The sequence below is a fragment of the Pseudomonas sp. UM16 genome (assembly GCF_050312595.1).
In the GTDB taxonomy this organism is placed as follows: domain Bacteria; phylum Pseudomonadota; class Gammaproteobacteria; order Pseudomonadales; family Pseudomonadaceae; genus Aquipseudomonas.
Map to the genome: position 1 here is coordinate 186,340 of NZ_JBNPJT010000005.1, position 18,698 is coordinate 205,037.

At 58.5% G+C, this 18,698-nt stretch carries 22 protein-coding genes and 2 tRNA genes; 16 read left to right on the forward strand and 8 right to left on the reverse strand.

Annotation, left to right across the window (positions count from 1 at the left end; translation table 11 throughout):
* Nucleotides 1–11: 11 nt before the first annotated feature.
* The 4 genes from ACQRAX_RS07755 to ACQRAX_RS07770 all read right to left on the reverse strand — a co-directional run bounded on the left by ACQRAX_RS07755 (nucleotide 12) and on the right by ACQRAX_RS07770 (nucleotide 3,304).
* Entirely contained in the window at nucleotides 12–272 is a 261-nt protein-coding gene (locus ACQRAX_RS07755) for a DUF2164 domain-containing protein (RefSeq protein WP_412038952.1), read from the reverse strand.
* Nucleotides 272–910 carry an imidazole glycerol phosphate synthase subunit HisH gene (gene hisH, locus ACQRAX_RS07760; protein ID WP_412038951.1) on the reverse strand — a complete coding sequence of 213 codons (639 nt, stop codon included), beginning with the start codon at nucleotides 908–910 and terminating at the stop codon, nucleotides 272–274. The genes ACQRAX_RS07755 and hisH overlap by 1 nt, the downstream gene beginning before the upstream one ends.
* On the reverse strand, nucleotides 910–1,503 hold the full coding sequence (gene hisB, locus ACQRAX_RS07765; protein ID WP_028942262.1) for an imidazoleglycerol-phosphate dehydratase HisB: 594 nt from the start codon (nucleotides 1,501–1,503) through the stop codon (nucleotides 910–912). Before hisB ends, hisH begins: the two co-directional genes overlap by 1 nt.
* A 139-nt stretch (nucleotides 1,504–1,642) precedes the next feature.
* Nucleotides 1,643–3,304: an OFA family MFS transporter gene (locus ACQRAX_RS07770; protein WP_412038950.1), complete on the reverse strand. Its 1,662-nt coding sequence runs from the start codon at nucleotides 3,302–3,304 to the stop codon at nucleotides 1,643–1,645.
* 371 nt (nucleotides 3,305–3,675) lie between these two features.
* Here ACQRAX_RS07770 and ACQRAX_RS07775 point away from each other — a divergent pair, with 371 nt between their 5' ends.
* From ACQRAX_RS07775 to ACQRAX_RS07805, 7 genes are all read left to right on the forward strand, one after another.
* Nucleotides 3,676–5,922, forward strand: a complete 2,247-nt coding sequence (locus tag ACQRAX_RS07775) for an AsmA family protein (protein WP_412038949.1) — start codon at nucleotides 3,676–3,678, stop codon at nucleotides 5,920–5,922.
* Entirely contained in the window at nucleotides 5,919–6,986 is a 1,068-nt protein-coding gene (gene mutY, locus ACQRAX_RS07780) for an A/G-specific adenine glycosylase (RefSeq protein ID WP_412038948.1), read from the forward strand. Before ACQRAX_RS07775 ends, mutY begins: the two co-directional genes overlap by 4 nt.
* Nucleotides 6,983–7,255 (forward strand): oxidative damage protection protein, encoded by a 273-nt coding sequence (locus tag ACQRAX_RS07785; RefSeq protein ID WP_403045020.1) that lies wholly within the window; start codon nucleotides 6,983–6,985, stop codon nucleotides 7,253–7,255. Before mutY ends, ACQRAX_RS07785 begins: the two co-directional genes overlap by 4 nt.
* A gap of 91 nt (nucleotides 7,256–7,346) precedes the next feature.
* A tRNA-Phe gene (locus ACQRAX_RS07790) sits at nucleotides 7,347–7,422 on the forward strand.
* 119 nt (nucleotides 7,423–7,541) lie between these two features.
* Nucleotides 7,542–7,961 carry a hypothetical protein gene (locus ACQRAX_RS07795; protein ID WP_412038947.1) on the forward strand — a complete coding sequence of 140 codons (420 nt, stop codon included), beginning with the start codon at nucleotides 7,542–7,544 and terminating at the stop codon, nucleotides 7,959–7,961.
* Between the two features lie 97 nt (nucleotides 7,962–8,058).
* Nucleotides 8,059–9,099 carry a polyphosphate kinase 2 gene (ppk2, locus tag ACQRAX_RS07800; protein WP_412038946.1) on the forward strand — a complete coding sequence of 347 codons (1,041 nt, stop codon included), beginning with the start codon at nucleotides 8,059–8,061 and terminating at the stop codon, nucleotides 9,097–9,099.
* 76 nt (nucleotides 9,100–9,175) lie between these two features.
* Nucleotides 9,176–9,616: a hypothetical protein gene (locus tag ACQRAX_RS07805; protein ID WP_412038945.1), complete on the forward strand. Its 441-nt coding sequence runs from the start codon at nucleotides 9,176–9,178 to the stop codon at nucleotides 9,614–9,616.
* Nucleotides 9,617–9,711: 95 nt separating this feature from the next.
* Here the strand turns inward: ACQRAX_RS07805 and gabP are convergent, their stop codons facing one another.
* Together gabP and ACQRAX_RS07815 are read right to left on the reverse strand one after the other, a co-directional pair.
* The gene (gene gabP, locus ACQRAX_RS07810; protein WP_412038944.1) at nucleotides 9,712–11,106 is read right to left on the reverse strand and encodes a GABA permease; all 1,395 of its coding nucleotides are present in this window, start codon (nucleotides 11,104–11,106) and stop codon (nucleotides 9,712–9,714) included.
* 232 nt (nucleotides 11,107–11,338) lie between these two features.
* Entirely contained in the window at nucleotides 11,339–11,518 is a 180-nt protein-coding gene (locus ACQRAX_RS07815) for a hypothetical protein (RefSeq protein ID WP_412038943.1), read from the reverse strand.
* Between the two features lie 196 nt (nucleotides 11,519–11,714).
* On the opposite strand from ACQRAX_RS07815, the gene ACQRAX_RS07820 reads away from it, so the two are divergent.
* Genes ACQRAX_RS07820 through ACQRAX_RS07840 form a run of 5 tightly spaced genes read left to right on the forward strand, consistent with a single transcriptional unit; the run spans nucleotide 11,715 to nucleotide 15,968 of the window.
* Nucleotides 11,715–12,488: an ABC transporter ATP-binding protein gene (locus tag ACQRAX_RS07820; RefSeq protein ID WP_412038942.1), complete on the forward strand. Its 774-nt coding sequence runs from the start codon at nucleotides 11,715–11,717 to the stop codon at nucleotides 12,486–12,488.
* Between the two features lie 13 nt (nucleotides 12,489–12,501).
* Nucleotides 12,502–13,263, forward strand: coding sequence for an ABC transporter substrate-binding protein (locus ACQRAX_RS07825; RefSeq protein WP_412038941.1), 762 nt, complete (start codon nucleotides 12,502–12,504; stop codon nucleotides 13,261–13,263).
* 57 nt (nucleotides 13,264–13,320) lie between these two features.
* The gene (locus tag ACQRAX_RS07830) at nucleotides 13,321–14,016 is read left to right on the forward strand and encodes an ABC transporter permease (RefSeq protein ID WP_412038940.1); all 696 of its coding nucleotides are present in this window, start codon (nucleotides 13,321–13,323) and stop codon (nucleotides 14,014–14,016) included.
* Nucleotides 14,013–14,702, forward strand: a complete 690-nt coding sequence (locus ACQRAX_RS07835) for an ABC transporter permease (protein WP_412038939.1) — start codon at nucleotides 14,013–14,015, stop codon at nucleotides 14,700–14,702. The genes ACQRAX_RS07830 and ACQRAX_RS07835 overlap by 4 nt, the downstream gene beginning before the upstream one ends.
* A 45-nt stretch (nucleotides 14,703–14,747) precedes the next feature.
* Complete coding sequence (locus ACQRAX_RS07840) at nucleotides 14,748–15,968, forward strand: methyltransferase (protein WP_412038938.1); 1,221 nt, start codon at nucleotides 14,748–14,750, stop codon at nucleotides 15,966–15,968.
* Nucleotides 15,969–16,196: 228 nt separating this feature from the next.
* On the opposite strand, the gene mdtI is transcribed toward ACQRAX_RS07840, so the two are convergent.
* Together mdtI and ACQRAX_RS07850 are read right to left on the reverse strand one after the other, a co-directional pair.
* The gene (mdtI, locus tag ACQRAX_RS07845; protein WP_412038937.1) at nucleotides 16,197–16,526 is read right to left on the reverse strand and encodes a multidrug/spermidine efflux SMR transporter subunit MdtI; all 330 of its coding nucleotides are present in this window, start codon (nucleotides 16,524–16,526) and stop codon (nucleotides 16,197–16,199) included.
* Nucleotides 16,520–16,879, reverse strand: a complete 360-nt coding sequence (locus ACQRAX_RS07850; protein WP_101293395.1) for a multidrug/spermidine efflux SMR transporter subunit MdtJ — start codon at nucleotides 16,877–16,879, stop codon at nucleotides 16,520–16,522. Before ACQRAX_RS07850 ends, mdtI begins: the two co-directional genes overlap by 7 nt.
* A 455-nt stretch (nucleotides 16,880–17,334) precedes the next feature.
* On the opposite strand from ACQRAX_RS07850, the gene ACQRAX_RS07855 reads away from it, so the two are divergent.
* The 4 genes from ACQRAX_RS07855 (at nucleotide 17,335) to ACQRAX_RS07870 (ending at nucleotide 18,628) form a co-directional block, all read left to right on the forward strand.
* Complete coding sequence (locus ACQRAX_RS07855) at nucleotides 17,335–17,913, forward strand: hypothetical protein (RefSeq protein WP_412038936.1); 579 nt, start codon at nucleotides 17,335–17,337, stop codon at nucleotides 17,911–17,913.
* Nucleotides 17,914–17,922: 9 nt separating this feature from the next.
* Nucleotides 17,923–18,129, forward strand: coding sequence for a helix-turn-helix domain-containing protein (locus ACQRAX_RS07860; protein WP_010221299.1), 207 nt, complete (start codon nucleotides 17,923–17,925; stop codon nucleotides 18,127–18,129).
* An 83-nt stretch (nucleotides 18,130–18,212) separates the two neighbouring features.
* Entirely contained in the window at nucleotides 18,213–18,455 is a 243-nt protein-coding gene (locus ACQRAX_RS07865) for a hypothetical protein (RefSeq protein WP_412038935.1), read from the forward strand.
* A gap of 97 nt (nucleotides 18,456–18,552) precedes the next feature.
* Nucleotides 18,553–18,628, forward strand: a tRNA-Thr gene (locus tag ACQRAX_RS07870).
* Nucleotides 18,629–18,698: the final 70 nt, after the last annotated feature.

Below are 18,698 nucleotides of genomic sequence, written 5' to 3' on the forward strand. Positions count from 1 at the left end.
TGCTCGGGAAGTCAGTTCTTCTCGAGCGCCCACAGGTCGCTTTCGATGCTCTCGAACCGTTCTTTCAGGTGGTTCTGCACATCGAAAATCGCCCTGTTGTAGTAGTGCGGGGCAATCTCTTTGGTGAACAGCTCCAGAACCTCGGCGACCTCGAACGAGCCCAACTGCAGCTCGAAACGGTCTTCGAGAAAGCGCTTGAGTACGTCCAGCGCTTCACGTTCCTGTTCGGGTGCGAGGGTGAGGATCGGTGCCTTGGTCCTGGACTTGCTCATTACCAGCGTCCGTCCCAGGCCGCGAAGTTCTGCAGCAGCTGCAGGCCATGGGTATGGCTCTTCTCTGGGTGGAACTGCACGGCAAAACGCGAACCTTCGGCCAGCGCCGCGGCAAAATCAACGCCGTAGTGACCACGGCCGACTACCTGCACGGCCTTGCCCGCCGCAATGTAATAGCTGTGCACGAAGTAGAAGCGCGCAAGGTCAGGGATGTTGTGCCACAGCGGATGGTCGATGGACTGGGTGACTTCGTTCCAGCCCATGTGCGGCACCTTCAGGTGCTCGCCGTCTTCATGCAGATCTTTGCCGAAGAACTTCACATTGCCGGGGAACAGGCCGATGCAGTCAACACCGTCGTTCTCTTCACTGTGATCGAGCAGCGCTTGCATGCCGACACAAATGCCCAGGAATGGACGGTCCTGACTGACTTCACGCACCAGGCTGTCGAAGCCCAGGCGGCGAATTTCGGCCATGCAGTCGCGGATCGCGCCAACACCTGGGAACACCACGCGGTCGGCCTCGCGGATTACCGCAGCATCGCTGGTAATCAGCACCTTGCCAGCGCCGACATGCTCCAGGGCCTTGGCCACCGAGTGCAGGTTACCCATGCCATAGTCGATAACGGCAACTGTCTGCATTACAGGCAACCCTTGGTCGACGGCATCTGCCCAGCCATACGCTCATCCAGCTCGATGGCCATGCGCAGGGCGCGGCCGAAAGCCTTGAACACGGTTTCGATCTGGTGGTGGGTGTTGTGCCCACGCAGGTTGTCGATGTGCAGCGTTACGTTGGCGTGGTTGACGAAGCCCTGGAAAAATTCCTGGAACAGATCGACGTCAAAACCGCCTACCGAGGCGCGGGTGTACGGTACGTGCATCTGCAGGCCAGGACGGCCAGAGAAGTCGATAACCACACGCGACAGGGCTTCATCGAGCGGCACATAGGCGTGGCCGTAGCGACGGATGCCTTTCTTGTCACCGATGGCCTGGTTGAACGCCTGGCCGAGGGTGATACCGACGTCTTCGACGGTATGGTGATCGTCGATATGCAGGTCGCCCTTGCACTCGATGTCCAGATCAATCAACCCATGTCGGGCGATTTGGTCGAGCATGTGTTCAAGGAAAGGCACTCCGATATCAAATCGGGCCTTGCCGCTGCCATCCAGGTTGATCGAGGCCTTGATCTGGGTTTCCAGAGTATTGCGCTCGACGGAAGCCTTACGTTCGACCATCACCAGCTCCGCAAAATCGTTGGGCGAAAAAGGCGATCATTATAGGCCCAGAAGCGTCTGGCATGAAACGAAGATGACATGTGGCAGGGGATTTACCTGGTAAATCCCCCAAATCGCACAAATCTCTGTGGGCTGACAGTCAGTTGAATAGCACCGCGGTCTTCTGCAACGTCACCCAAATGCCCCACGCCAGCGGAATTCCCACTACCAGCCAGGCGCCGACCACTAGCGCCAGGCTGCCAGGCGCGGCGTGCCACTCCAGAACCCGGGCATCAGTGTTACGCGGGTCATGGCTCAGCGCCTGCTCGGCTGCCAGTTGCGCATCCGTCATGAAGTACTTGTCGGCAACCGGGCGGACCAGCGCATTGCAAACAAAACCCAGCACCAGCAGGCCGGCGAGGATATACAGGGTGATGTCATACACCGCAGCCCGCTCCACACCCAGCGCCAATTGGTATTCACGCAGATAGGTGATCAGCACTGGCCCAAGTACACCGGCCGCCGCCCAGGCGGTCAATAGGCGACCATGAATGGCGCCGACCATCTGCGTTCCGAACAGGTCGGCCAAGTAGGCAGGCACCGTGGCAAAGCCGCCGCCGTACATCGATAGAATGATGCAGAACGCCGCCACAAACAGGGCGATATTACCCAGGTGGCCCATATTCGGCACCAGTGCATACAGGGCTACACCCAGGGCAAAGAAGGCAAAATAGGTGTTTTTACGGCCGATGTAGTCGGAGAACGAGGCCCAGAAAAACCGCCCACCAATATTGAACAGGCTCAACAATCCAGTGAATCCGGCGGCAATGGCAGCAATCTGTGCCAGCTGGGCGGTGTTGAGCTCACTGAAACTCAGGTCGTTACCCAACAACTTGCCGGCGAACACCTCCTGCAGCAAAGGCGAGGCCATGCCCAGAATGCCAATACCCGCCGACACGTTCAGGCACAGCACTAGCCAAATCAATGCAAACTGCGGGGTTTTCCACGCCACGCTGACGTGTACATGACGGTGAGTGATCATGGTATTGCCAGCGTTCTTCAGCGGTGCGGTCCAGCCTTCGGGCTTCCAGCCAGTGGGCGGTACGCGATAGGCCAAAGCGCCGCCGATCATGAACACGAAGTAAATCACCGCCATCACCACGAAGCTCTGCCAAACGCCAACCCCTTGCGGGCTGGCGAAGTGGTTCATCAGCGCAGCCGCCAGCGGCGCACCGACCATGGCGCCACCGCCAAAGCCCATGATCGCCATGCCGGTCGCCATGCCACGCTTGTCCGGGAACCACTTGATCAGGGTCGAGACCGGCGAGATATAGCCCAAACCCAGGCCGATACCACCGATGACGCCCGAGCCCAGCCACATCAGCCAGAGCTGGTGGGTATAGATGCCAAACGCCGAGATCAACAGGCCACCACACCAGCACAGCGCCGAAACCACACCGGCCTTGCGCGGCCCGGCGTGCTCAAGCCAGCCGCCCCAGATTGCCGCCGAGCAACCGAGAAAGACAAAGAACAGCGTGTAAATCCAACTCAACATCGAGATCTGCCAATCGCACTCGGCACTGAACAGACGGGCGAAAAAGCTCATGTCCGGCGCACAAGCGACTGGCGCACTAATACCGATTGCCTGCGACAGGGGCAGCCAGAACACCGAAAAACCATAGGCCATGCCAATGCACAGATGAATGGCCAATGCCGCTGGTGGCACCAGCCAGCGGTTGAAGCCGGGCGCGGCAATAATCCGCTCTTTGGACAAAAAACCAGGGCTGTTGGTGATAGCGCCTGCCGTGATACTGCTATTCATTATTGTGATCCCTCGCAGAAATGGTCAGCTCACGGCTCACGACCTTGGCCCATCGGCAACTGATCGTTTTTTGGCACTATTGCCCTGCTAAACGCGACAAATCGCCGCAACAGGGCTTGTGAGCGGCGCAAGAGTAGCATTAGCTTCCCCCTTGCAAGCCAGCTGACCCTGCCTTTTGCTCGACAACTGCTGCGTACTTTGCAAGGAACTGTCTTGCCCATCATTGTCGAACTGCAGATCAAGTCACGTCCGTGGGATCTGGTCAGGGCTGTAGGAAAATTCCTCAGTAATCCCTGGGCACACCCGGAGACGTCCCGTGCAGCGCTATACTCTGCGGCTAAATTTTAGAATCGGACTACAAGGACTCGCCCATGAAAGCGTTCGGCAAAATCCTGGGGCTAGTGCTTCTCGGACTGTTGCTGATCATTGTGGCTCTAGGCTTTGCCTTGACCCACCTCTTCGATCCCAACGACTACAAAGACGAGATTCGCCAGCTGGCACGCGATAAAGCCCACGTCGAGCTGACGCTCAATGGCGACATTGGCTGGAGCCTGTTCCCCTGGCTGGGTCTGGAGCTGCATGAAGCCAGCATCGCGACCCTGAACAACCCCAAAGCGCCGTTTGCCGACCTGCAGATGCTTGGGCTGTCCGTACGTGTGCTGCCCTTGCTGCGCCGTGAAGTGCAGATGAGCGACGTGCGCGTCGAAGGTCTTAACCTGACCCTGAGCCGCGACGAGAATGGCCATGGCAACTGGGAAGACATCGGCAAGCCCTTGCCCGCGGCGCCTACCGCCGCCCCTGCAACCCCAGCATCTGCCGGCGATGCCACGGCCAACGTCGACAGCAACAGCGACGCCAGCGAACGCCCGGTTAAACTGGACATCGACAGCCTGACCGTGAACAACGCCCGGGTGCAGTACAGCGATGCGCGCAGCGGCCAGACCTTTGGCGCTGAAAGCATCCAGTTGAGCACCGGGGCGGTACACGAAGGCGTGAATATCCCACTGAAAATGACCGCCTTCATCAGCAGCGGCCAACCGGTACTCAAGGCACGCACCGAACTCAACGGCGAGCTGCGCTTCGACCGCCGCCTCAAGCGTTATCAGTTCGAAGACATGAAGTTCAGCGGCGAAGCCTCCGGCGAGCCTCTGCAAGGCAAGACCCTGACCTTCGCGGCCCAAGGTCAGCTGCTGGTTGACCTGGCGGCCAATGTCGCGGAGTGGAATGGCCTGAAACTCTCGGCCAACCAACTGCGCGCCCTTGGCGAGCTGAACCTGCGTGACCTGGATAAAACCCCGCAATTGACGGGCGGCCTGTCCATTGCCCAGATCAACCTGCGTACCTTCCTCGACAGCATCGGTCAGCCGTTGCCGGCCACCGCTGATGCCAACGCGTTGAGCACGTTCGAGATGGTCAGTCGCCTGCAAGGCAGCCCTAACAACCTGGCCCTCGAAGACCTGGCAATCAAACTCGACGACAGTACTTTCAGCGGTCGTCTGGCCGTCGAAGACTTCGCCAAACAAGCCCTGCGCATCCAACTCAAAGCTGACAAGTTCGACGCCGATCGCTACATGCTGGCCAAGAGCGAAGCGGCTGCCAGCACCACCGCGGCGCGCCAGGCCGAGGTCAAGAGCAAAGAGCAAAGCGCCCTGGCCAGTGCCGGTAACACGCCACTACCGGATGCGCCAACCCAGGTCGCCTGGAGCAATGACAAGCTGTTGCCGGTCGATCGCCTGCGTCAACTCGACTTGCAAGCTGACCTGAACTTCGGCCTGTTGACCCTGGACAAGCTGCCCATCGAGAACGCCAACCTCAAAACCCAGGGCCAAGGCGGTTTGATCACCCTGGAAACCCTGCGCGGCGGCCTCTACAACGGCAGCTTCGAAAGCAAAGGTACCCTTGATGTGCGCCCCGCAGTGCCACAGATCGGTCTGAACACCAAGATCAATCGAGTACCGGTCGAGCACTTCATCAAGAGCCATACCGAAACCCCACCGGTCAAAGGTTTGCTAACCCTCAACAGCGACCTGACCGCCACCGGCAACAGCCAGAAGGCGCTGATCGACACCCTCAACGGTAATGCCAGCTTCGTCATCAACGACGGCATCCTGGTCAACGCCAACCTTGAGCAGCAGCTTTGCCAAGCCATCGCCACTCTCAACCGCAAGGACCTGAGCGGCGAGCCGCGCGGCAAGGACACCCCGTTCCAGGAGCTCAAAGGCAGCCTGGTGATGCGTAATGGCGTGGCCAGCAACCCCGACCTGAAGGTGCGTATTCCCGGCCTGACGGTCAACGGTCATGGTGACCTTGACCTGCGCGTGCTGGGCATGGACTACCGCGTTGGTGTCATCGTCGAAGGTGACAAGCGTGACATGCCAGACCCGGCCTGCCAGGTTGGTCAGCGCTATGTCGGCCTTGAGCTGCCATTGCGCTGCCGTGGCCCGCTTGAGCTAGGCGCCAAGGCCTGTCGTCTGGACAAGGACGGCTTGGGCAAAGTCGCCGCCAAGCTTGCTGGTGACAAAGTCAGCGAGAAACTCAGCGACAAGATCGACGAAAAACTCGGTGACAAGGTCAGCCCGGAACTCAAGGATGCGCTCAAGGGGCTGTTCAAGAAATGAGCCCCGAGCAGTTTTCCAGCGCCGTGCTGGAGTGGTACGACCGTAACGGCCGTCATGACCTGCCCTGGCAACAGGGCATAACCCCTTATCGGGTGTGGGTTTCGGAGATCATGCTGCAGCAGACCCAGGTGAGCACCGTGCTCAACTACTTCGGCCGCTTCATGGAGGCGCTGCCGACCGTACAAGCCCTGGCTGCCGCCCCTGAGGACGAAGTCCTGCACCTGTGGACAGGCCTGGGTTACTACACCCGGGCGCGCAATCTGCAAAAGACCGCGAAGATCGTCGTCGAACAGTATGACGGTGAGTTTCCCCGTGACGTGGAGAAACTGACCGAGTTACCCGGCATCGGCCTATCCACCGCTGGTGCCATTGCCAGTATCAGCATGGGCCTGCGCGCCCCGATTCTCGATGGCAACGTCAAGCGTGTGCTGGCGCGCTACACCGCCCAGCAAGGTTATCCAGGCGAGCCAAAGGTAGCCAAGGCGCTGTGGACCAACGCCGAGCGCTATACGCCGCACACTCGGGTCAACCATTACACCCAGGCGATGATGGATCTCGGCGCGACGCTGTGCACGCGTAGCAAGCCCAGTTGCCTGTTGTGCCCACTGAAGATTGGCTGCGAAGCGCACATGCTCGGCGAAGAAATACGCTTCCCGGTGCCCAAGCCGCGCAAGGAGCTGCCACAGAAGCGCACGTTGATGCCGCTGCTGGCCAGCCATGACGGCGCCATCTTGCTTTACCGGCGACCGTCCAGCGGCCTATGGGGCGGTTTGTGGAGCCTGCCGGAGCTGGATAACCTCGAACAGCTTGAAGATCTGGCCGAGCAGCACGGCCTTAGCCTGGCTAGCAGCCAGGCGCTAGACAGCCTGACCCACACCTTCAGCCACTTTCAGCTAGCGATCGAACCCTGGCTGGTCCGGGTCGAGAGCGCCACGGATCACGTGACCGAGGCCGACTGGCTCTGGTATAACCTCGCCACCCCGCCGCGCCTGGGCCTCGCCGCCCCGGTGAAAAAACTGCTGAAACGTGCGGCCGACGTATTGCTTACAGGAGAGTCGCGATGACCCGCACCGTAATGTGCCGCAAGTACAAAGAACAACTGCCAGGTCTGGAGCGTCCACCCTACCCGGGCGCCAAAGGCCAGGATATTTTCGAACACATCTCGCAAAAAGCCTGGGCCGACTGGCAGAAAGAACAGACCATGCTGATCAACGAGAAGCGTCTGAACATGATGAACGCCGAGGACCGCAAATTCCTCCAGGGTGAGATGGATAAATTCTTCTCCGGCCAGGAATACGAAAAGGCCGAAGGCTACGTTCCACCCGCTGAATAACCCGCAAAAAACGTAAGCGACGGTATTAATTAAAAAAATTTTCAAAAAGTCGTTGACGCAAACCTGAAAAAGCCTTTTAATGCGCCCCGTTGCCCAGATAGCTCAGTCGGTAGAGCAGGGGATTGAAAATCCCCGTGTCGGCGGTTCGATTCCGTCTCTGGGCACCACTAATACCGAAAAGCCCCAAGTGAAGTGATTCCTTGGGGCTTTTTTAATGCCCGCGATTTCTCTTCTGATCACGGGCCGACCTGCGCACGGAACAGCTGCAGGGCAGCCGGAGCCAAGGATGAGACTAACCGCCGCCGTTGCCGTCACCATGATGCTGTGCCTGACCGGCTGCGTCGGCGCGACAGTGACCCTCCCGCAAAAGCAGACCTACCCCAGCGATGACCATCAACAACTGAGCCAGAACGCCAGCTCTGCGGTTATCAGCAAAACGCAAAAGTCCGACGTTACCCGCCAATGGTGCGGCATCACCTTGTGGGCACTGATTGTGCCGATCCCACTGCAACTGCCGGTATGCGAAAACTACAGCGAAGTAGCATACGGCGCTGACGCAAACGGCGCACAGGTGATCTTGTTCAATACCAAGCAGCGTGTCAGGGCAACGCTCTACGCCTGCGGACCAATCATGCTCCTCGGGCCGATAGCCAGCCGCTACGAAGGCAATGCGTTCTGCGGCAGCCTGCCCTGGAGCGACGGCTGACCGAAAACAAGCCGAAGACTTTTGACCACAGTCAGTATGCCCTTGAGGGGCAGCCGTAGAATGTCTTGAAGACATTAGAAAAACCAACAGGCCCCCCATGAGCGAAGAATCCACTGCCCTGCCACTGCCCTTGCCCGCCCCAGAAACACCCGCGAGCGCCAACCAGACTCTGCCACCCAAGCCCGGCACTACCCGCACCCGGCGCCCGCGCGCCACTCGCAAGACAGCTACGGTTACCGTCGATGGTGAAATCACCACCATCAGCCAGGAACCAGCCGCCTTGAAGGTCGCCTCGGCACCACGCGGCTCCAACGAAGACAGCACCACAGCGAAATTGCCTGCCAGCTACCCCTACCGCAACCGCATGCGCCGCGCCGAGTACGAAAAGGCCAAGCACGCCCTGCAGATCGAACTGCTTAAGGTGCAAAGCTGGGTCAAGGAGACCGGTCAGCGCATCGTCGTCCTCTTTGAAGGCCGTGACGCGGCTGGCAAGGGCGGTACCATCAAGCGCTTCATGGAGCACCTGAACCCGCGCGGCGCACGTATCGTCGCCCTGGAGAAGCCTTCCGAGCAGGAAAGGGGCCAGTGGTATTTCCAGCGTTATATCCAGCACCTGCCCACCGCCGGTGAAATGGTCTTCTTCGACCGCTCCTGGTACAACCGTGCCGGTGTTGAGCGCGTCATGGACTTTTGCACGCCACTGCAATACCTGGAGTTCATGCGTCAGGCACCTGACCTGGAGCGCATGCTCTGCAACAGCGGCACGCTGATGTTCAAGTACTGGTTCTCGGTCAACCGTGAAGAACAGCTGCGCCGCTTTATCTCGCGTCGTGACGACCCGCTCAAACACTGGAAACTGTCGCCGATCGACATCAAGTCGCTGGACAAGTGGGATGAATACACCGCAGCCAAAGAAGCGATGTTCTTCCATACCGATACCGCCGATGCCCCGTGGACAGTGATCAAATCCGACGATAAGAAGCGCGCGCGGATCAACTGCATTCGCCACTTCCTGCATTCGCTGGACTACCCAGGCAAGGACCTGAGCGTGGCCTACCAGCCTGATCCACTGCTGGTTGACCGTGCGGCACGGGTACTTGAAGAGGAAGACCGTGGCGAACTGCCTCAGCCGGCCTGAGCAGCGGCACTTGGGTTTAGCGGCCAACTGCGATTCAATACGCGCAATTTGTCCGAATCAGCACAAGGGTGCACCGATGGCCTCCAGCAGCAAACAACAGAAACGCGCCAAGCGCGCCGCCAACAAGGCCCGTGAGAACCGTATGGTGCGTAGCGGCCAGGCGGTCAAAAGCAGCGGCGAGAGCTCCAGCGCCAGCGTCGAGCAGGTGTTCAACAAGGCCATGGACTCGGGCAGCTACACCGCCCTGTTCGACAAGATGAAGCAAGCTCAGGAAGGCGGCTTGGTGCCGTTGATCTCGGTGTTCCTGGTTGACCCACTGCTGGCCCTGGTCCTCAAAGGCCACAAGGAAGAGCACGCTACCGACTACATCGTCATGGTCTTCAGCGCCTATCGCAAATGGCTCGATGGTGCCGATGAGGACACCACCATGGCCTGGCTGGAGAGCGACGAGTTCCAGGAAGCTTACATCTCGGCCTCGGAAGCGGTGGCCAAAACGCAACAGAAGATGTTTGGCTGAATCGGGACTGCTGCGCAGCCTTGCCAGCGATGACACACCGAGCAAAAAAAGGCCGCGATCCTCACAGATCGCGGCCTTTTCATTTCAACAACCGATCAGTTGTTCAACACCACCCGTCCAGCGGCTTCGGCCTTGCGCTTACGCGCCACCAGCAGCCCCGCCGCCACCACCGCGATGGACAGTAAACCGGTTGCGACAATCTCGATGCGGTGATCCGGACGGATCAGCATCACAGTAAGAATGCCGACGATAAACACGATGGTCGCCCAGGTCAGACCGGGGAACAGCCACATCTTGAACGCGATCTTCTCACCCCGCGCCATACGCTGACGGCGCATGCGCAGTTGCGACACGGCAATCACCAGGTACACCAACAAGGCGATGGCGCCGGAGCTGGCGAGCAGGAACTCGAACACCTGAGCAGGCGCCAGGTAGTTGGCAATCACCGTCAGGAACGCCGCCGCCGTCGACAGCACCACCGCGCAATACGGAGTACCGCTGGAAGTGGTTCGCTGGGCAACAGCCGGCGCGTCACCACGCTTGCTCAAGGAGAAAAGCATGCGTGAAGAGGTGTACAGCGCCGAGTTCAGGCAACTGGTCACCGCGATCAACACGACGATATCAACGATGATCTTGGCATTGGGAATGCCCATCAGGTTAAGCACGGTTTGATAGGACCCCACTTCAGCGAGGTCGCTGTGGTTCCACGGCACCAGTGCCACAACCACGAAAATCGATACTAGATAGAACAGGAAGATCCGCCAGATCACAGAGTTGGTGGCTTTGGTGATCTGCTTGCCGGGATCCTTGGATTCGGCGGCGGCAATGGTAACGATCTCAGTTCCCATGAACGAGAACATGGTGGTCAGCATCGCTGCCAGCACAGCGCCCATACCGTTGGGCATAAAGCCCTGGGTGTCGAACAGGTGGCTGACACCACTGACCTGGCTGTTCGGCAGCAGGCCGAAGATGGCCGCCACGCCGAGGATAATGAAGCCAATGATCGCCACCACCTTGAGCAACGCGAACCAGAACTCGAACTCGCCATAGTTCTTCACGCTGAACAGGTTGGTCGCAGTCAGCAGCAAGGTAATCACCAGGGTAAACACCCAGATACCAACGTCGGGGAACCAGGCATGCAAGATCGTTGCAGCAGCGTTGGCCTCCAGCGGGATCACCAGCACCCAGAACCACCAGTACAGCCAACCGATGGTAAAACCGGCCCAGTGGCCGATGGCCTTGTCGGCATAGGTCGAGAAAGAGCCGGTATCCGGAGAGGCAACGGCCATTTCCGCCAGCATGCGCATCACCAGCACCACCAGCGTGCCTGCAGCAGCATAGGCCATCAAAACGGCTGGGCCGGCTTCGGCAATGGCGTGGCCAGAGCCCACAAACAGACCGGCACCGATCACACCAGCAATAGAGAGCATGGTTACATGCCGTTGTTTGAGCCCCTGAGCGAGGTCATTGGAATTGTGCGTACCGCTCATAAAACTACCTTTGCAAGGAGTGGCTTTCTAATCCTGTTTCGTCAGGCGCACCCGCTGAAAAGAGTGCTACATCCTGTTGCCATGGGGCAACGCAATAAGCGCGCCAGCGAGATGACCGTTCGTTCGGAATTTCTCACAGCCCCGTGTAACAAGGCTTACAGGTCTTTCTGCCAGAATCTGACCGAAAGACCCGCAAAAATCGGTAGAAAGCGATAATTACTGAAATACTCACTTACAAATGCACGGGCGCACCAAAAACCACCAGTGGTAACACCTCACGCACAATCTCGGCGCAAAAAGGCGCAACCTGTAGGCGCAACCAATTGCCGGATTCAGGTGCCAAAGCTGTGCGCAAGGTCAGAAACGACTTCCCAGCACCGGCCAAAACTGGCACCATCGCGCCTTTTTTCATCAAGGCTCCGGCCCTGGAAACGAGGGCAGGCGGACATCCGCGCGACAGTCCACTGCAGCGATGCGACACTGGCCCTCTCGGCAACCACTTGCCCCTCCCTACCTTGTTGGCTGTCATTCGGCCGCTATGCTAGCTTGGCGCTCGCCAGGAAGGCCGCCTACAAGCAGGAGCGCACCAGAACACATGAGGACCGCACATGGCTGAGGCCACGCCCGCGCTGGAAATCCGCAACCTGCACAAACGCTACGGCGATCAGGAGATCCTCAAGGGCATCTCGCTGACCGCACGCGATGGCGATGTGATCTCGATCTTGGGATCCTCCGGCTCCGGCAAGTCCACCCTGCTGCGCTGCATCAACCTGCTGGAAAACCCACACCAGGGCCAGATTCTGGTGGCCGGCGAAGAACTCCGGCTCAAGGCCGCGAAAAACGGTGAGCTGGTGGCTGCCGACAATAAGCAGATCAATCGCCTGCGCAGCGAGATCGGCTTCGTGTTCCAGAATTTCAATCTGTGGCCCCACATGAGCATCCTCGACAACATCATCGAGGCTCCTCGCCGTGTACTGGGCCAGAGCAAGGCCGAAGCCATCGAGCATGCCGAAGCGCTGCTCAACAAGGTCGGCATTCACAACAAGCGCCACAGCTATCCGGCCGAATTGTCCGGTGGCCAGCAGCAGCGTGCGGCCATTGCCCGCACCCTGGCGATGAAACCCAAAGTCATACTGTTCGATGAGCCGACCTCGGCCCTGGATCCGGAAATGGTCCAGGAAGTGCTTAACGTTATCCGCGCCCTCGCCGAAGAAGGCCGTACCATGCTACTGGTTACGCACGAAATGGGCTTCGCCCGCCAGGTGTCCAGCGAAGTCATCTTCCTGCACCAAGGGTTGGTCGAAGAGCAGGGAACGCCGCAGCAGGTTTTTGAAAACCCGAACTCGGCGCGTTGTAAACAATTCATGTCCAGCAACCGCTAACGGAGCAATACGCATGCAGACCTATAAGAAATTCCTCCTGGCCGCTGCCGCCACGCTGGTGTTCTCGGCCAACGCCATGGCTGCCGAAAAACTGAAGATGGGCATCGAAGCGGCCTACCCGCCGTTCAACAACAAGGACGCCAGCGGCCAGGTCGTCGGCTTTGACAAAGATATTGGCGATGCCCTGTGCGCCAAGATGAAAGTCGAGTGCGAAGTGGTCACCTCAGACTGGGACGGCATCATTCCAGCGCTGAACGCCAAGAAGTTCGACTTCATCGTCTCGTCGCTGTCGATCACCGACGAGCGCAAGCAGGCCGTGGACTTCACCGACCCGTACTACTCGAACAAACAGCAGTTCATCGCGCCGAAAAACGTCGACTTCAAGACTGACGATGCTTCGCTCGTAGGCAAGACACTCGGTACCCAGCGCGCAACACAGGCCGCTATCTGGCTGGACGATCACGGTGGCATGGACGGCAAGTTCAAAGTCAGCCTTTACGACACCCAGGAAAACGCCTACCTGGACCTGACCTCGGGCCGTGTCGACGCCCTGCTGGCTGATAAATATGCCAACTACGATTGGCTCAAGTCTGAAGCCGGTAAAAACTACGAGTTCAAAGGCGATCCAGTGAACGAAAGCGACAAGGTCGGTATCGCCGTGCGCAAAGGTGACAATGAACTGCGCAACAAGCTGAACGCCGCACTGAAAGAAATCGTTGCCGACGGCACTTACAAGAAGATCAACGACAAGTACTTCCCGTTCAGCATCTATTGATTCGCCCCGACCGGCATCGCCCTGGAGGCGATGCCGGTCCTTTGAACAAACCTGCCCATGAATATTGATCTCTACGGATTCGGTCCGGCCCTTTTGGCCGGGACGCTGATGACCGTCAAACTCGCGTTGTCGGCCCTATGTCTGGGGCTGGTACTGGGGCTGCTTGGCGCCCTGGCCAAGACCTCGCCGTACAAACCCCTGCAATGGCTGGGTGGCTTCTACTCCACGTTAGTTCGCGGCGTGCCCGAACTGCTGTGGGTGTTGTTGATTTACTTTGGCACCGTCAGCTTGATGAACCGGCTTGGCGAAGCCCTGCATATTCCTGGCTTGGAGCTCAACGCCTTTGCTGCTGGCGTGATCGCTCTGGGCTTGTGCTTCGGCGCTTATGCCACGGAAGTCTTCCGTGGCGCGATTCTGGCCATCCCCAAGGGCCACCGTGAAGCGGGTCTGGCCCTGGGCCTTTCCAGAGGGCGGATCTTCTCCAAACTTGTTCTCCCACAAATGTGGCGTATCGCCCTTCCCGGGCTGGGCAACCTGTTCATGATTCTGATGAAGGACACCGCGCTGGTATCGGTGATTGGCCTGGAAGAGATCATGCGTCACTCGCAGATCGCCGTGACGGTGAGCAAGCAGCCGTTCACCTTCTATATGGTCGCCGCGGTTATCTACCTGGGGCTGACCGTCCTTGCCATGACCGGCATGCACTTCATGGAAAAACGTGCCGCACGCGGCTTCGCGAGGCCTAACCAATGAACTGGGAAGTCATCATCAAGTGGCTACCACGCCTGGCCCAGGGCGCAACGCTGACGCTGGAACTGGTCGCCATTGCAGTCATTGCCGGCCTGATTCTCGCCATTCCACTGGGTATTGCCCGCTCGTCGCGGCATTGGTATGTACGTGCCTTGCCGTTCAGCTACATCTTCTTTTTCCGCGGCACGCCACTGCTGGTTCAGCTATTTCTGGTGTATTACGGCCTCGCCCAGTTCGAAGCCGTTCGTAACAGCGCCTTGTGGCCCTACCTGCGCGATCCGTTCTGGTGCACGGTGCTGACCATGACCCTGCATACTGCCGCCTACATTGCCGAGATCCTGCGTGGCGCGCTACAGGCCATCCCACGGGGCGAGATTGAAGCAGCGCGGGCACTGGGCATGTCCCGGGCCAAAGCACTGATCTACATCATGCTGCCGCGGGCCGCGCGCATTGGCTTACCGGCTTACAGTAACGAAGTGATCCTGATGCTCAAGGCCAGTGCCCTGGCGAGCACCGTTACCCTGCTGGAACTGACCGGTATGGCGCGGACCATCATCGCCCGCACTTACCTGCCCGTAGAGATTTTCTTCGCTGCCGGCCTGTTCTACCTGCTGATCTCCTTCCTTCTGGTGCAGGGTTTCAAGCAACTCGAACGCTGGCTGCGCGTCGACGCCTGCCAGGGTCGTTGAACCTGTATAACGGGGCTAATCACAGCCCCGTTTTTGTATCTGCCCATGACCACTTCCCGCCCACTCGAAGATAACCAGTTGCTGAGCCGCTTCCAGGCTCTGGACGGCTTTCTGCGCGAGCACCAGGCACTCTGGCGACCACGCCCCTTCACCCAACTGCTTCTGCCCTGGGAGGCAGAGCACGAGGCGTTGGCTACTTGGTTGCGGCAACGCTCGTTGAGCGAGGCGGAAGCAGCCCACAACCAACCCGAGCGGCTGCCGGCGCCCGCGCCTTTTCCACAACTGGCGACGCTGGCCAGTCAGCTGTGCGAGATTGGTGAGTTATCCACAATCGAGCTGCCGCTGGCGAGTCAGCGTCTGAATGTTGATGTGCCTGGGCGCAAGTGGCAGCAGATCGAGGCATTCGCCCGTCACCTGGGTTTTGCCCAACAGCCGCGACACTGGCTCGACTGGTGCTCGGGCAAAGGCCACCTGGGCCGGCGCCTGCTACAAGCCGACAGACAAACGCTGACTTGCCTGGAATATGACCAGGCATTGGTCGAAGCAGGCCATGCCCTCAGCCAACACCATGACCTGAGCGCTGAGCACCTGCTGCAGGACGTACTGGCCGAAGACGCCGGCCGGCACCTAGGTAACGACCATACAGCGGTGGCCCTGCATGCCTGCGGCGACCTGCATGTGCGCTTGATGCAATTGGCCAGCCGTCAGGGCTGCCGCCAGCTGGCCATCGCCCCCTGCTGCTACAACCGCATTCAGACAGCGCAGTATCAACCGTTATCCACAGCCGCCATCGCCTCTGACTTGCAGTTGTCCATTGACGATCTAGGGCTGCCGCTCAGTGAAACCGTCACCGCAGGTGCGCGGATTCGTCGCCAGCGTGACGAGTCGATGGCCAGACGCCTTGGCTTCGATCTGCTACAGCGTAATTTGCGCGGCAAGGATGACTATTTGCCCACACCGTCACTGCCGGTCAGCTGGCTGCACAAGCCGTTTGCCGACTACTGTCGGGAACTGGCTACCCTCAAGGGTCTGCAGATTGACCAGTCTCCCGACTGGGACGCGTTGCAGGCCGCAGGCTGGCAACGGCTGGCCCAGGTGCGCAACCTGGAGCTGCTGCGTAACCTGTTCCGGCGCCCGCTGGAGTTGTGGCTGGTGCTGGATCGCGCCTTGTACCTGCAAGAGCAAGGCTACCGGGTACAGCTAGGGGTGTTTTGTCAGCAACCGCTGACGCCACGCAACCTCATGCTGCTGGCCGAGCGGTCGTGACTTGCTGGTGCGTGCGCAGGCTGTGGATAAGTCTGTGGGAAACCTTTTGAAAAAGCCCTCAAAAACCTTGGATCCAAGCGCTTTCAGCGATTGATGATTTTTTGCTCCACCAGCAAAAACAGCCATTTGCGCAAAGACCAACGGCTGGGGTTAGCCCGATGGACGCGCTGGGAAGCTGGCACGGAGCTTGTGCATAAGCTTTTCAGCAAAATGTTCTAAGCAGGCAAATCAAGCCAGTTTCAACAGGCTCATGCCTACCAGCAAAAGCACCAGGCCCAACCAGCCACGCCCGGCCAGACGCTGACCAAACAATGCCCAACCCATGGCCACCGTTGCAAGGATGCCGAAGCCGCCCCAGATGGCATAGGCCAACGACAGTTCGATATCGCGAACAGCCTGGGCTAGTGCGGTAAAGGCCGCCAGCACACAGAGAATCGAAACGATCCCCAGGCCACGCTTGCGAAATCCATCGGAGTACTTGAGCAGCAGGTTAGCGATGACTTCCAGCACAATGGCCAGGCCCAGCCAGGCAAATGGAATCCAGTTCATGCTTAGCATGGCAAGGCCTCCATGTTGCGCTCGGCAGGTGCTGGGCGAGTGCCGGCCTTGATCAGCAGAATACCGGCGATCATCACACCCAGGCCGGCAGCCTTGAGCAGCCCCAGGCTTTCACCCAACCAGGTGACACTGATCAGGGTGATCAGCACGATACCAATGCCTTCCCACAGCGCGTAGGCCACGCCTACCGGCACACGCTTTACTGCCAGCGCGAGGAAGAAGTACGACAGACCGATCATGGCGTACATCAAGCCATGACCGAGCAATGGAGAATGAGTGGCGGCGAATTTCATCGACGCCGTACCGATCACCTCAGCGGTGATGGCGATAAACAGATAGATCCAGGAACGCATGATGCCCTCCCACGGGCGACACAAAACCGGGCACGAAAACGGCAACGGCTACAGACAAAAACAGAGAAAAAAGCTGATTGTCGGGGGAGGCGCTACAGACCGCCGGTCCAGTGATTTTCACGAGAGACCAAACGAGAGGTGGAGAGCAGAAACGCTTTAGTGTTCAACATAATGAACAACAAATTAGCTCAAGGCATCATAAAAGTCAAATCGATAGAAAATGACTAATTAAATTTCACGTCTTTCAGTGCGTACTAAGGTGAAAGCCCTTAAAGGCTGCAGAAAGGTTCGTAAATTATATTATCCATCACGACGTAGATACCGTCTTGCCCGTCACTGGGCAACGGCGAATGCGGGTCAAAACGCCGCACCTTCAATAAAACAACAATTAATTATTGCCACGCGATAATTAATAGAAAATAATGCCCGCCGCTCAATCCGAACGGAGGCAATCAATGAACAGTAAAACAGTGGCCTATGCGCGCTCGCGCCTTCGAGTGATTGGCGCATTCGCCGCCCTCCTCACTTGGATCACTGCCGTCGTCGAATTTGGCGGCACCGTGCTGCTATGGGTATTCGACAAGGCCCAAATGCAAAGCGCCTACCTGCAAAGCTACGGCGAAGAAATGCCTCTATTGCTGGCACCGGACTTTCAGCCCTCGACTTTGGCCCTGAGCCTGCTAGTGGCTTTAGAGCTGATCCCGACCAGCCTGTCAGTGCTTGCGCTGGCCCTCACAGGCCTGTTCTTTCTGCGTTTGTCCAAGGGCCAGACCTGGACCGTGCCGAACATCAAGTTGCTCTGGTGGGTTGGCCTGCTGTGCATCTGCACACCGTTGATCTGGCCCATGATCAGCACCCTACAGGGCCTGGCTTTGGCCATCGACCTGCCTGCCGGGGAAAGAAGCTTCAGCCTATGGATCGGTGTATCATCCGTGGCGGTTTACGAGATCATGAAAGGGATATTGCTCTGCGCCTTTTCACTCCTCATGCGCGACGCCAAAACCATCAGTGATGAACACAACTGTTATGTCTAGCTTCCCCCTATGCCGATAATCATCCGCCTCGACGTGGTCATGGCCAAAAACAAGATCCGCTCCAAAGATCTGGCCGAAATTATCGGGATTACGGAAGCAAACCTGTCGTTGCTGAAAAACGGCAAGATCAAGGGTTTCAAAATGGAAACCCTCGAGAAGCTCTGTCGCGCGTTGAACTGCCAGCCAGGTGATTTGCTGGAGTTCAGCGAGGAATGATCAAGCGCCGTGCTGCGCTGCTATTGGCGCACTAGCCCGCGCATCCTCAACAAAGACCGAACCTTTAGAAAACGGAATTCACCGTGAACAACCTTCACTCCCTCGCCTTACTCACCGTCATCCTCACCCTGGCTGGCTGCAGCGGCACGAGCTACTCCCCAACATCTGACTGGGATATGCCACAGATGCAAGTGCTGGGCGATAACGGCCTACCTGCTCAGCCTGCCACGCACTGCAACAAGCGCGGCTGCCACGAGCACAAGCCAATGCTTTTCGACCCAACCCAAAGCGAACCCGACGCCACGACATTGCATCGCGGCTGGTAAGAAAATGGCTCGTGAGGCCTGTTGAATAAAGGCTTTGCAAGGAATCTTGCAGAAGTAGTTTACAGACGCAAACTGATCGCTATAATGGCGACCCTGTGCCGGTATAGCTCAGATGGTAGAGCAACTGACTTGTAATCAGTAGGTCCCGGGTTCGATTCCTGGTGCCGGCACCATATAAGGTTCCAGAGAAGGTTTTCAAAATCTCTGGAACCCCCGAAAAACCCGCCTTCTGGCGGGTTTTTT